Below are 13,942 nucleotides of genomic sequence, written 5' to 3'. Positions count from 1 at the left end.
TAACAAAAAACTATAAATATATACCTTTTTTAGATCGAAGGACAATTTATGGCCTCATCTATTAGCATTTCTGTTTGGTCTCTATCTATTCCCTTTGCCAATACTAATTCGCTCACAAGCATTTGTTTAGCACTATTTAACATTTTTCTCTCGCCAGTTGACAAACCTTTTTCAGCATCTCTTATCATGAGATTTCTAACTACTGATGCTATTTCATAAATATTTCCACTTTTTATTTTATCCATATTTAGTCTATAGCGTCTGTTCCAATTTTGAGGCATTTTAGTCTTGCTTCCTTTTAGCACTTCAAATACTTGTTCTATTTCTTCATCATCTATTACTTCTCTTATGCCTATCTCTTTTACATTATCTACAGGTACCATTACTTTCATATCCCCAATAGGCATTTTCATTATATAATATTTTCTCCTTCTTCCCAATATTTCCTTTTCTTCAATAGCCACAATTACACCTGCACCATGCATAGGATAAACAATTTTGTCTCCTATATTAAACATAACGAAAACCTCCCAATATAATTCTCACTACTATAACAGTATACAATAATAGGGAATGAATGTCAAATTTATTATTTTACCACATAGCATGATATCTTGTCAACTCAAAGTTATTTCAATAATTTTCTTTTGAAACCATTTAATAAAATATAAGAATTATTTGACAATGACTTGTCCACATAAGTATAATGAAAATATAAATCAAATAATTTGACTGGGGTGGGAGAAATGGACAAAAACATTGAAAACATAAATACAAATATAAACTGCAGCGATTTTCAAGAAATGACATCTAATGTACTCATAAGACACAAGAGCATTTTAGATATAATCACTAAACTAGATGAATATAATGCTAGAATTAATAGAGCTGTGATTAAATCCGTCACTTCTTGTGGATGCATTTCAATAGATGCAAAAAAACAAGAATACAATAGCGAATCTTTAGAAGAACTTAAAAAATCACTAAAAAGTCATCTAGAAGGAGAACTATGTGAAGTTTGTAGTGAAAAAATAGAAGAAGAAATAGGCTCTTACCTATTCTATTTAGCAGCTCTTTGTGACACATTAGAAATAAATTTATCTGATATATTAAATAATGAATATGATAATCTCAAAACTCTAGGAATATATAATCTTAAATAAAATTAAGAGCTAAATTGGAATCTTCCAGTTTAGCTCTCATATTATGTGCCTGTCTAAAAATATTTGTTCTTGAAATCTTCTTAGAGCTTCCTTAATAGTCCTAGCTCTTACTTCCCCTATGCCCTCAACTAAATCTAATTCTTTTGTGGAAGCTTTCAATATTTTTTGAAAACTGCCAAACATCTTCACCAAATTTTCCAATACGCCTGCTGGAAGTCTTGGTATTTTGCCAAGTATTCTATAGCCTTTAGGATAAACACTTGTATCCAATGCTGAAATTCCACCATCATATCCCATTGTCCTAGCTATAGTATAAAAATCCAAAAGTTCCTCTGAAGAAAGTTCCCTTATGGATTTTTTTATTTCTTCATGAGATTTATCAGGCCAATTTGAATAATCCTTTATAATATTTATTCCGTCTTCCACTACTCCACTCATAAGTTCATCTAATTGCATACTTATAAGTCTTCCTTCATTTCCCAACTCCAAAATATATCTTTCTATTTCATCTGATATTCTCATGACCATTTCCAATCTCTGAATAACTTTGACTATATCATAAACCGTAACTAAATCTTCAAACTCTAATGCAGTCAAATTTCCCATATCTTGATTTAACACATTTTTGTATTTTTCCAATGTCTGTATAGCTTGATTTGCTTTATCAAGTATTTCGCTAGATTCTCTTAATACATATTTGTTGTTTCCCTTATATAAAGTAATGATATTTCTCCTTTGAGAAATGGCTATAACCAATGTATCCGTTTGTTTTGCTACTCTTTCCGCTGTTCTATGACGTATACCCGTTTCTCTTGATAAAATAGACTGATCTGGAATGAGTTGAGCATTGGCATAAAGTATTTTTTTACAGTCACTGCTAAGTATTATGGCTCCGTCCATCTTTGCCAATTCATAAAGATAAGCAGCTGTAAAATCACTATTTATGTTGAAACCTCCATCAACAATTTTTAAGACTTCTTCATTATCTCCTACTACTATTAAAGCACCTGTTTTAGCTCTCACTATGCTTTCAAGTCCTTCTCTTAAAAGGGTTCCTGGTGCTATTATACTCATAGATCTATACATATCTTTTTTGGAATCTTTCATATCTATCCTCCTAAAACAATTTCCATTGCTTCTTCCACACTATCAACACCAATTACATCTATGCCTTCTATCTTATTTAAATCCTTGGTATTTATATTAGGTATTATAGCTCTATTGAAACCAAGCTTCGAAGCTTCATAAATTCTCTTATCTATAAAACTTATTCTTCTCACTTCCCCTGTAAGACCCACTTCTCCCATAATAACAGTATTTGGATCTACATATATATCTCTATAACTTGAAGCTATAGAGGTTATAATCCCCAAATCTATAGCTGGTTCTTTTGTTTGAAGTCCACCTGCAATGTTTATATAAACATCACTATTTTGCATATTATATCCTATTTTTTTCTCAAGAACTGCAACCATCAGAACAACTCTATTATAATCTATTCCCATAGCAGTTCTTCTTGGCATGCCAAAAGCTGTAGCACTAACCAATGACTGTATTTCCACAAGCATAGGTCTTGTACCCTCCATGCTAGGAACTACAACGGTTCCAGAAGAATTCTCTGGTCTTCCTGAAAGTAGAACTTCCGATGGATTTTTCACTTCTACCAATCCTATATCTCTCATTTCAAACATGCCAATTTCATTAGTGGAACCAAATCTGTTTTTAACAGCCCTAAGTATTCTATAGCTTTGATACATTTCTCCTTCAAAATATAGTACTGTATCTACCATATGTTCCAAGACCCTAGGTCCTGCTATAGACCCTTCTTTAGTTACATGACCAACAATAAAAGTAGCAATACCGTTTCTTTTAGCTATTTTCATCAATACATGAGTAGCTTCTCTTACTTGACTAACACTTCCTGGAGCTGAAGCTATTTCACTATTGTATACAGTCTGAATAGAATCTATGATTAACACATTTGGCAATATTTTCTCTATTACATTTCTTATTATATCCAAATTTGTCTCTGATAAAATATATAATTCATCAGATTTTAAATTTAATCTTTCAGCTCTCATTTTCACTTGTTTAGGTGATTCTTCTCCGGATACATATAAAATTTTTAAACCCTTATTTGAAAGATGATTTGCCACTTGTATCAATAAGGTAGATTTTCCTATCCCAGGATCCCCTCCAACTAATATTAATGAACCTTTAACTATTCCTCCTCCTAAAACCCTATCAAGTTCTTCCATATCTGTTTTTATTCTGTCTTCTTCATCTATTTCAACATCTATAAGTTTTTCTACAGATACATCTCTTTGTATTATATTTGCTTTGTCCCTCTTTTCATATATTTCTTCTACAAAACTATTCCATTCATTGCAAGATGGACATTTTCCCATCCATTTAAAAGTTTCATATCCGCAATTTTGACACACAAATTTAGTTTTAGTCTTTCCCATATCACCCCTCCTCATCAATTGCTATCAACTATATCCTACTATATTTCTTTTATAAATAAAAGAACCTATATCTAAGATACAGGTTCTTTATTGAATAAGAGTTTATCCTCTTTGCAGTCGATGATTATATTGTCATCTCTAGATACATTTCCTTTCAGTATTTCTTCTGCCAATTGATCTTCTATCATCTTGGTTATAGTTCTTTCTAGAGGTCTAGCACCATAAACTGGATCAAATCCTTTTTTACTAATATATTTTTTAGTATCTTCACTAACATTGATACTTATATCCATCTTCTTAAGTCTCTTTTCCAAATCCTTTATCATGATATCTACAATTTCACTTACATTTTCCTCATTTAATGGATGGAACATAATGATCTCATCAACTCTATTTAAAAACTCAGGTCTAAATGTTCGTTTCAATTCCTCTGTAATATTTTCTTTTATTTTTTCATATTCTTCTTTTTCTTCATCTTTTCCAGATGAAAATCCCAATACATTTTGCTTTTTAAGAGTCGTAGCTCCTACATTAGATGTCATAATTATAACTGTATTTTTAAAATCAACAGTTCTTCCTTTTGAATCTGTAAGTCTTCCATCATCTAATATTTGGAGCAATGCATTGAATACATCTGGATGTGCTTTTTCTATTTCATCAAATAGAACTACAGAATATGGTTTTCTTCTAACTAACTCTGTCAATTGTCCGCCTTCATCATATCCTACATATCCTGGTGGAGAACCGATGAGTTTAGACACAGAATGTTTTTCCATATACTCAGACATGTCTATACGTATCATGGCATCTTCATCGCCAAATAATGCTTCTGCTAGGGCCTTTGCAAGATAAGTTTTTCCAACTCCAGTTGGCCCTACAAATATAAAAGTCCCTACAGGCTTTTTAGGGTCCTTAAGACCTACTCTAGCTCTTCTTACAGCCCTTGACACAGCCTCAACAGCTTGATTTTGCCCTATAACTCTTTCGTGAAGTATCTCTTCTAAATTTAGAAGTCTTTCACTTTCTTCAGTAGTCATCTTTGTTACAGGAACACCAGTCCAATTTGATACAACCTTTGCTATTTCTTCATATTTAACTTCCAAGGTTGTAGATTTCTTTTCTTGCTCCCATCTCACCTTTTCATTGTTTAATTCTTCCTTAAGTTCTTTTTCCCTATCCCTTATTTTAGCAGCCTTCTCGTAGTTTTGAGTATTTATAGCCTCTTCCTTTTCCTGAGCCAATTCCTCAAGTTTTTCTTCAATTGTCTTTAAATCTTCAGGTGCCGTAATGGATTTTAACCTCACCATAGAAGCAGCTTCATCTATTAAATCTATTGCTTTATCTGGTAAAAATCTATCAGTAATATATCTATTTGAAAGCTCTGCTGCTGCATGGATAGCTTCATCTGTGATATTGACCCTATGATGAGCTTCGTATCTATCTCTTAAGCCTTCCAAAATCTTTATGGTATCTTCTACAGTAGGTTCTTCTACCATAATAGGTTGAAGCCTTCTTTCTAATGCTGAGTCTTTTTCAATGTATTTTCTATATTCATCTATAGTGGTGGCACCAATAACTTGAAGCTCTCCTCTTGCAAGAACAGGTTTCAATATATTTGAAGCATCTATAGCTCCTTCTGCTGCACCAGCACCAACTATTGTATGCAATTCATCTATAAATAAAATTACATTTCCAGATTCATTTATTTCTTTCATTACAGCCTTAAGTCTTTCTTCAAACTCTCCTCTGTACTTAGCTCCTGCAAGCATACTTGGTAAATCCAACGCAACAACCCTTTTATCCTTGATTATTTCTGGCACTTGGCCTTCTACAATTTTTTGTGCCAAGCCTTCAGCTATAGCAGTTTTTCCTACTCCGGGTTCTCCAATTAAACAAGGATTGTTTTTAGTTCTCCTACTTAATACTTGAATAACTCTTTCAATTTCTTTCATCCTACCTATAACGGGATCTATTTTTCCCTCCTTAGCTAGAACATTTAAATCTCTACTGTACTTATCTAAATTTGGTGTACTATCTTCCATTTCTCCTTGATTTGATTTTGAATAACTTTCTTTGAACATTTCTATTATACTACCTTTAAGTCTTTCAATATCCACTCCTAGGCTTCTTAAAATAGCTATTGCTACACCTTCACCTTCTCCAATAAGGCCTAATAGTATATGTTCTGTGCCAATATAATTGTTTCCCAAATTTCTAGCTTCTAAAAAACTTAGTTCAAATACTCTTTTAGTTCTTGGAGTAAATCCCAATATATCAGTTTCATAATTTCCATACCCAACTGCATTCGCCACTTGTTCCCTAGCAGTCTCCAAATCTACGCCTTCATTAGCTAATGCCTTTGCCGCAATACCTTCTCCTTCAGCAATAAGGCCTAATAGCAAATGTTCAGTCCCCACATAATTGTGTTTAAATCTCTGTGCTTCTTCTTGGGCCAATAGTATAGATTTCTGTGCTCTTTCTGTAAACCTACCAAACATCGCCATTTTACTCCTCCTCTCCTAAATCTTTTCTCTTATCAATTCTGCTCTTTTTATATCTCTCTTTTCTGCAGTCAAATCAGTTTCAAAATATTTTTGTAAACTTGCTGGTTGAATAAGTATCATCAGTTTATTTATCTCTTTAGGTTCTATATTTTTAATTATACCCATTTCTATTCCCATTTTTACATCAGAAAGAAGAGACATAGCTTCATTAGATGAAAGAATTCTTGAATATTTAAGAATCCCCATAGATCTAAATACTTTATCCTCTATTTCAATTTGTCTTGTATTAAGCAATTTATTTCTAACTTCTCTTTCTTTATCTGCTATTTGAATAATGACATTCTTAAGCTTTTGAATGATTTCCTCTTCTGTTTCACCTAATGTGGTTTGATTAGATATTTGAAAAATATTTCCCAAAGCACTGGTCCCTTCTCCATAAAGTCCCCTAACAGTAAGCCCTATTTGACTTAATGCCTGATAAATATTGTTCATATATCCCGTAAAAACTAATGAAGGCAAATGTATCATAACAGAAGCTCTCATGCCAGTGCCTGTATTTGTAGGACAAGAAGTAAGGTAACCAAATTTTTCATCAAAAGCAAAATCCAAACTTTCTTCAAGAATATCATCTATATTGTTAGCTGCACTCCACAATTCCTCCAAATTTAATCCTGATGAAAGACATTGTATCCTTAGATGATCTTCTTCGTTTATCATAATAGTAACACTTTCATCATTCTTTAAAAGAAAACTACCCTTTTCTTGATTTTGCACAAGATTTGGGCTAATTAAATGTTCTTCTATAAATACATTTTTTTCTAAAACGGAAAGGTCATTTACTCTATAAAATTTATAATCATTAAAACCATCAGATTTTTTGGCTACATTTAATATTTTTAAACTTATATCTTCAGCTTCTTCTCTGTTCATTATTTGAGGAAATTTAAAATTTTCTAGATTTCTAGCAATTCTTATACGACTACTGATAACCACATCATCTTCTACTCCACTATCTTCCAACCATTTTATCATTTTACCACCTCTAATCATTTTCAATTTCATTTTGAAGAGATTTTATTTTATCTCTAACTTCCGCAGCTTTTTCAAATTCTTCATTCTTAATCAAGATATCCAACTGACTTTTGAGTTTTCCAATTTCTTTTTTTATACCGATTGCTCCTCCAGCTCTTTTAGGTATTTTACCTATATGGGTATCGTGTCCATGAACTTCCTTTAACAATGGTATAAGTTTTGATTTGAATGACTCATAGCAATGAGAACAACCAAATTTTCCTGATTGTTTAAAGCTTGAATAGCTCATACCACATACATCACATTTTATATCAATGTTTTCTTCTTTAAATGACTCTCCTTGTATGTTATCTATAAGCCCTGTTAAGAATTTATGAAACGAAAAAGTTGTATCAAAATCAAATTCTTTATGTTTCTTTGCACATTCATCACAAAGATGAAGTTCAGTTATATCTCCATTGACTATTTTAGTAAAATGCATAGTTGCAGGATTTTTCCCACATTCTTGGCATAGCATAATATCACTCCTATTCTTTCAACAAAATCAATAACATATTCTTTAAAATATTAGCCCTCAGTACATTCCTGTCAGTAGCAGGAGAAAGCGATCTATCTCCAACAGCTACTTTCATCAGATTTCCTTCTCTTTCTGTTATAATGCCCTCTTCCATAAGACTATTTATTATACTATAGGCTTTTGTTTTGGTGATAGAATCTCCTATGGCATTTACAATCAAATTATTTATATTATCATCATCATCTATTCCTACCTTTACAATTTTTATATACCCACCTCCGCCCCTTCTACTCTCAACATAATACCCCATATATGGAGTAAATCTAGTTGTAAGCACATAGTTGATTTGAGAAGGAGCGCAATCGAAATAATCCGCCAATTCATTTCTCTGAATTTCCACAATACCATCTTCAGTTTCTTCTAAAAGTTCCTTTATAAATTCTTCTATTATATTGCTCAATCTTGGCATTTTTACACCTCTCTTTTGACTTTGACTTTCTTTGTCCTTCTAAATAGATTTTTACTTATATTCATACATTTTTCAATAGGCATTTAAAGGTATAAAAGAAGGTACCATGAAAATACATGATGTTTCTTCATATATTCTCTTGATACCTTACTATTTCTCTATTTTTCTCAATAAACTTTTCTTCTTATTTTCAACTATTTTTATTCTTTTTCAGCTTTTGCTTCTTCTATTATTTTCTCACTTATATTTGATGGGACTTCTTCATATCTTGCAAATTCCATTCTGAAACTTCCTCTAGCTTGAGTCATACTTCTAAGGTCAATTGCATACTTGAACATTTCTGCCATAGGAGCTTCAGCCATAACAAGTTGTGAACCATCTTCTTGTTGTTCCATTCCAAGTATCCTTCCTCTACGTTTGTTCATATCCCCCATTATATCACCCATATACTCTTCTGGTATAAGTATTTCTACTTTCATGATTGGTTCTAAAAGAACAGGTTTTGCTGCCTCAATCCCCTTCTTAAACGCAAGAGATGCAGCTATCTTAAACGCCATTTCATTTGAATCTACTGGATGATATGAACCATCAAACAACACAGCTTTTATATTAACTACAGGATATCCTGCCAATACACCATGATCTAAACACTCTCTAATGCCTTTTTCAACTGCTGGTATATATTGTTTTGGTACAGAACCACCAAATATTTCTTCGTCAAATATAAATTCTTCTTCACATGGCTCAAATCTCATGTGAACATCTCCATACTGACCTGCACCACCTGATTGTTTCTTGTGTTTACCTTGAACACTAGCAGTTCCTTTGATAGTCTCTCTATAAGCAATCTTTGGATCTGTCAAGTTTACATCTACTCCAAAAGTATTCTTAAGTTTATTCACAATAACAGCAAGTTGCATGTTTCCTTGACCTCCAATTAATTGCTGCTTAGTTTCACTATTTCTTTCAACTACAAAAGTAGGGTCTTCCTCTGTAAGTCTCTGCAAGGATGAACCAATTTTATCTTCATCGCCTTTTGATTTTGGTTCCACTGCTAAAAACAAGCATGGTTCTGGATACTCAATTTTTTCAAATTGTATAATATTTCCCTTATCACAAAGAGTATCTCCAGTTTGAGTTATTTGTAATTTTGAAGTAGCACCAATATCTCCGGCTACAATTTCAGATACTTCAATTTGATTTTTACCTCGAAGTACAAACAATCCTCCTAGTTTTTCACTATCATCTTTGTTAGGATTGTATAGTTCTTGATCTTTTGTCATTTTGCCAGATAGAACTTTAAATACAGAAAGTTTTCCAACAAATGGGTCGACAATAGTCTTAAATACAATGGCTGAAAAAGGTTCTTTTGAATCAACCTTTCTCTCTATTTTTTCTTCTCCCCTATAACCAACATTTGCTCCAACTTCATTTGGTGCAGGAACAAATCTTCCAATCATGTCTAATAATACCTCAATACCTATAGCCTTTTCAGCACAACCTACTATCAATGGAACAAGATCACAATTCATAAATGCCAATTTTAATCCTTTTTCAAATTCTTCCTTTGTAAAAGCTTCTCCTTCAAAATACTTTTCCATCAATTCTTCATCTGTTTCTGCTACTTTTTCAGTAAGCATTTCCTTTATTGAACTAGCTTCATCTGCAAGTTCTGCTGGAATTTCCACCTCATCTACTATATCGACTAATCCTTTAAAACTTTCTGCCTCACCTATTGGTAATGTAAAAGGTACTATTTTATCTCCAAAATTTTCTTTCAATTGAGCTAATACTTTTTCAAAACTAACGTTTTCCTTATCCATTTTGTTCAAAAATATCATTTTAGGAATTTTATTTTTTTCTGTATATTGCCAAGCTTTTTCAGTTCCTACTTCTACTCCCGCTGAAGCATCTACCAATATAATTGCTGCTTCACTTGCACGCAATGCTCCGTACATTTCCCCTGCAAAGTCAAAATACCCGGGTGTATCTAAAAAATTGTATTTTATGTTTTCCCACTCAGTAGGGATTACAGAAGCTCCAATAGATACTTTTCTAGCCATTTCTTCTTTGTCAAAATCTGAAACTGTATTTCCATCTTCAACTCTTCCTTGCCTTTTTGTCACTCCTGTAGCAAACAAAACTGCTTCTGTCAATGTTGTCTTTCCACTACTTCCATGTCCTATTAAAGCTACATTCCTGATTTGATCTGTTTGGTATACTTTCATTATATCTTTCCCCCTTAGCCAGTCTATTATTTTTTATCAATTCTAAATATTCTACAAAGATTTTAAAATTCCTTTTAAAACCTTATAATCAATTTTAAAATTAATATTTCCCTAAGAAACCAATTTATGCAGGAAAAATAAATATTTAGTACCAATTTAAATTATATCATGAATACTATAATTATCCTAGTGCTTTTTGAACTTGCCTATAGATGATAGTGCTGTTATACTAAAAGATGGATATTAATATTTGAAGGGAGCTGGTTTTATGAATATATCTTATAGAGAGGAACTTAAGGAACTATCACCTTACAAACCAGGTAAACCTATTGATGACGTAAAAAGAGAATATGGGTTAAAGGAAGTTATTAAACTGGCATCAAATGAAAATCCTCTTGGTTGTTCAGAAAAAGCAAAAGAAGCTGTAAAAGCTGCATGCGAAAATCTATCTATTTATCCTGATGGCAATGCGACTTTGCTTAAAGAAGCATTAGCTAAAAAATATAATATTAGTACTGATGAAATACTGCCAAGTAGCGGCTCTGATGAAATGATTGATTTAATCGCTAAAACATTTATAAACAAAGGCGACGAAATAATAATGGCAGACATTACCTTCCCAAGATATATAGCTACTACAAAAATGATGGGTGGAATTCCTAAAATAGTCCCTCTTAAAAATTATACTTATGATTTAGATGGAATGCTAAAGGCTATAACTGATAAGACAAAACTTATTTGGTTGTGCAATCCAAACAATCCTACAGGAACTATGGTTTCTGAAAAGGACATCATAAACTTCCTTGACAAAGTTCCAGAAAATGTTGTGGTAGCTTATGATGAAGCCTATAGAGAATATGTAACAAGAAAAGATTATCCAATGGATAGTATTAAATTTGTGAAAACGTATCCAAATGTATTGACTATGAGAACCTTTTCCAAGGCTTATGGCCTAGCTGGGATAAGAGTTGCTTACACCATTGCCAATAAAGAAATAATTGAAAACATAAATAAAGTAAGAGGGCCTTTCAATGTAAACTCTCTAGCTCAAATAGCTGCTATTGCAGCATTAGAAGATAAAGAATTTCTTCAAAAATGTTTTGATGTAAATGTAGAAGGTAAAAAATACTTATATGATGAATTTGAAAAAATGGGACTTTTCTTCCCTCCTTCTGAAACTAATCATATATTTGTAGATGTTAAAAAGAATGGAAATGAAGTTTTTATGGAAATGCAGAAAAGAGGAGTTATTATAAGACCTATGGGAGGAACTTTCATCAGAGTTTCCATAGGGACTATGGAAGAAAATAAAAAGTTTGTTGAAGTACTTAAGGAAGTTTTAAACAATTAGTTCATAAGCCAAGGATATCCTTGGCTTATCTTTTTGTAGAAACTTTACAAAGGTTTTCATATCAATTCCATAGAATGAAAAGAAACTTTATTATATAATTTATTCTGAGGAGAGATAACTATGGATGATAATATTAAAATCTTTAAAGGCAATATAATCTTTACCCCTACAAAAGATGCTTTTAAGTGTCATAACAATGCCTATATTGTCGTTGAAAACGGAAAGGTAAGTGGAATCTATGACAATTTGGAAGATAAACTATCAAAAGAACAAATTATCGATTGTTCTCAAATGCTCATTGTTCCAGGATTTGTAGATTTACATTTTCATGCTCCCCAATTTGCCAATAGAGGTCTAGGATTAGACAAAGAACTTCTTCCTTGGCTTGAAACTTATACTTTCCCAGAAGAAAAAAAGTATGAAGATATTCACTATGCAGAAAAAATATATAAAAGATTAGTTCATGAAATATGGAAAGTTGGCACTACAAGAATTGTATTCTTCAGTAGTATTCATAGTGAAAGCACAGAACTACTTTTTGATCTATTTGACAAAGCTAAAATAGGAGCTTATATAGGTAAAGTAAATATGGATAGGAATGCTCCAGACTATATACTAGAAGATACGGAAAAATCCTTAAGGGAAACTGAAAATTTTATTTTAAAATATAAAGACAAATCAGATTTAGTGAAACCTATTGTTACACCAAGATTTGTACCTAGTTGTACTCCTGAACTACTAGAAGGATTGGGAGAATTGGCACTAAAATATAATATACCTGTCCAATCCCATTTAAGTGAAAACACCCATGAAGTAGCTTGGGTAAAAGAATTACATCCCGAATCTTTAAATTATGCAGATGTTTATAGCAAATACAAATTATTTGGTCAAACTAAAACTGTAATGGCTCATTGTGTATATACTACAGATGAAGAAATTGAACTCATGGCTAAAAACCATGTTTATGCTGCCCACTGTCCACATTCTAACTACAACCTATCCAGTGGTATAATGCCTGTGAGAAAATTTCTAAATACAAATGTTTCTGTAGGATTAGCTACTGATGTATCTGGTTGTCATGAAACTAGTATAGCCAAAGTCATGGTTTCTGCTATTCAAGCTTCTAAAATAAAATGGCTTGAAACTAATAGAGAAGATATAGCTTTAAATACTAGTGAAGTTTTTTATCTTGGTACTAAAGGTGGAGGAAGTTTCTTTGGAAAAGTAGGAAGTTTTGAACCTGGATATGATTTTGATGCATTGATTATAGATGATTCCAATTTAGGGAATATAGAAAATCTAACTCTTGAAGAAAGATTGCAGAGATTTATATATATTGGTGATGATAGAAATATTGTAGATAGATATGTAAAAGGGACAAAAATCAAAGAACCGGAAGTTTTTTGATTTAAACCTTTAAAGGGTTGAAAATGAGATTTATTTTCAGCTCTTTTAATTTTTAAAAAGTATGTTTAGCATCTATGCCAATTATTTATATCACATTCATTTTAGCATTTTTTCTAGTTCACTATCCATATATTCTATATCTATCTGACTTTTTAGATATTCTTCTATTTTGTCAATAACATAATTTTCATTCTCCATTGTATCCACTTCTTCTTTCGTTAGCCCTACCTTTCCCAAATCATTTTCATATATATGATTTATAACCTTTAAATGAGTTAAATATCTTTCAATTTCAATTGGTCTATATTCATTCCAATATTGTTCTTGTGTCAATCCTAAATTTTCCATATATTAATCTAGAAAATCATCATCTTTAAATAACTCTTCTTTTTCCTCAGTTATCTCCTTTGCTACCTCTTCTTCTGTTACCTTAATATTATTTTTTCCTGCATAATGCTTTTCGTATTTTTCTAGAGCAATCTTTTCAAAAGGTGTTTTGTAATCATCTGGTCCTTTGAATTGATTGTTTGCATCATATAAAGCCTTTCTATATTCAAGTTCTCCCTTATATACTTCTTGCCCATTAACTACTGCTATTACAGTATCATCCTTTAAAAGCTCGTATTTCCCACTGACTTTTTTAGCTATTTCAAGTATATCTTCCTCCGACATATTTTTTGTATCTGTATTTGTACTTATAGCTATTGCAGATACTAAAATTGCTGTAATAACTAAAACACTTACAAGTATCACTTTATGTCTTTTCCCCATAATTTCGCCTCCTTGTATTTTGATGTTTTATT

General features: G+C 31.9%; 13 protein-coding genes. 3 read left to right on the top strand and 10 right to left on the bottom strand.

The window, feature by feature from the left end:
- Nucleotides 1-29 precede the first annotated feature (29 nt).
- The gene (locus BUA21_RS11665) at nucleotides 30-518 is read right to left on the bottom strand and encodes a CarD family transcriptional regulator (protein ID WP_072745013.1); all 489 of its coding nucleotides are present in this window, start codon (nucleotides 516-518) and stop codon (nucleotides 30-32) included.
- Nucleotides 519-746: 228 nt separating this feature from the next.
- Between BUA21_RS11665 and BUA21_RS11660 the strand changes: the two genes are divergently transcribed.
- Complete coding sequence (locus BUA21_RS11660) at nucleotides 747-1,163, top strand: nucleoside triphosphate pyrophosphohydrolase family protein (RefSeq protein ID WP_199229087.1); 417 nt, start codon at nucleotides 747-749, stop codon at nucleotides 1,161-1,163.
- A 36-nt stretch (nucleotides 1,164-1,199) separates the two neighbouring features.
- Here BUA21_RS11660 and disA read toward each other — a convergent pair whose 3' ends face one another.
- The 7 genes from disA to fusA form a co-directional block, all read right to left on the bottom strand.
- Nucleotides 1,200-2,270: a DNA integrity scanning diadenylate cyclase DisA gene (disA, locus tag BUA21_RS11655; RefSeq protein ID WP_072745012.1), complete on the bottom strand. Its 1,071-nt coding sequence runs from the start codon at nucleotides 2,268-2,270 to the stop codon at nucleotides 1,200-1,202.
- 2 nt (nucleotides 2,271-2,272) lie between these two features.
- The gene (radA, locus tag BUA21_RS11650; RefSeq protein WP_072745011.1) at nucleotides 2,273-3,631 is read right to left on the bottom strand and encodes a DNA repair protein RadA; all 1,359 of its coding nucleotides are present in this window, start codon (nucleotides 3,629-3,631) and stop codon (nucleotides 2,273-2,275) included.
- A 71-nt stretch (nucleotides 3,632-3,702) separates the two neighbouring features.
- A complete protein-coding gene (locus tag BUA21_RS11645; protein WP_072745010.1) occupies nucleotides 3,703-6,135 on the bottom strand; it encodes an ATP-dependent Clp protease ATP-binding subunit in 2,433 nt (810 codons plus the stop codon).
- A gap of 15 nt (nucleotides 6,136-6,150) precedes the next feature.
- Complete coding sequence (locus BUA21_RS11640; RefSeq protein WP_084604283.1) at nucleotides 6,151-7,167, bottom strand: protein arginine kinase; 1,017 nt, start codon at nucleotides 7,165-7,167, stop codon at nucleotides 6,151-6,153.
- 10 nt (nucleotides 7,168-7,177) lie between these two features.
- Nucleotides 7,178-7,684, bottom strand: coding sequence for a UvrB/UvrC motif-containing protein (locus tag BUA21_RS11635; protein ID WP_072745008.1), 507 nt, complete (start codon nucleotides 7,682-7,684; stop codon nucleotides 7,178-7,180).
- 10 nt (nucleotides 7,685-7,694) lie between these two features.
- Nucleotides 7,695-8,153: a CtsR family transcriptional regulator gene (locus BUA21_RS11630; protein WP_072745007.1), complete on the bottom strand. Its 459-nt coding sequence runs from the start codon at nucleotides 8,151-8,153 to the stop codon at nucleotides 7,695-7,697.
- Between the two features lie 200 nt (nucleotides 8,154-8,353).
- Nucleotides 8,354-10,381 carry an elongation factor G gene (gene fusA / locus BUA21_RS11625; RefSeq protein WP_072745006.1) on the bottom strand — a complete coding sequence of 676 codons (2,028 nt, stop codon included), beginning with the start codon at nucleotides 10,379-10,381 and terminating at the stop codon, nucleotides 8,354-8,356.
- Between the two features lie 268 nt (nucleotides 10,382-10,649).
- Between fusA and hisC the strand changes: the two genes are divergently transcribed.
- Together hisC and guaD are read left to right on the top strand one after the other, a co-directional pair.
- Nucleotides 10,650-11,732, top strand: a complete 1,083-nt coding sequence (gene hisC / locus BUA21_RS11620) for a histidinol-phosphate transaminase (protein ID WP_072745005.1) — start codon at nucleotides 10,650-10,652, stop codon at nucleotides 11,730-11,732.
- A gap of 120 nt (nucleotides 11,733-11,852) precedes the next feature.
- Entirely contained in the window at nucleotides 11,853-13,139 is a 1,287-nt protein-coding gene (gene guaD, locus BUA21_RS11615) for a guanine deaminase (protein ID WP_072745004.1), read from the top strand.
- Nucleotides 13,140-13,235: 96 nt separating this feature from the next.
- On the opposite strand, the gene BUA21_RS11610 is transcribed toward guaD, so the two are convergent.
- Together BUA21_RS11610 and BUA21_RS11605 are read right to left on the bottom strand one after the other, a co-directional pair.
- Complete coding sequence (locus tag BUA21_RS11610; protein WP_072745003.1) at nucleotides 13,236-13,487, bottom strand: hypothetical protein; 252 nt, start codon at nucleotides 13,485-13,487, stop codon at nucleotides 13,236-13,238.
- Nucleotides 13,488-13,490: 3 nt separating this feature from the next.
- Nucleotides 13,491-13,910 carry a SurA N-terminal domain-containing protein gene (locus BUA21_RS11605; RefSeq protein ID WP_072745002.1) on the bottom strand — a complete coding sequence of 140 codons (420 nt, stop codon included), beginning with the start codon at nucleotides 13,908-13,910 and terminating at the stop codon, nucleotides 13,491-13,493.
- Nucleotides 13,911-13,942: the final 32 nt, after the last annotated feature.

The organism is Sporanaerobacter acetigenes DSM 13106 (assembly GCF_900130025.1).
GTDB classification, from domain to species: Bacteria; Bacillota; Clostridia; order Tissierellales; family Sporanaerobacteraceae; genus Sporanaerobacter; species Sporanaerobacter acetigenes.
The sequence above is the reverse complement of the archived record's forward strand: the minus strand, read 5'-3'. Positions and strand labels throughout refer to the sequence as shown.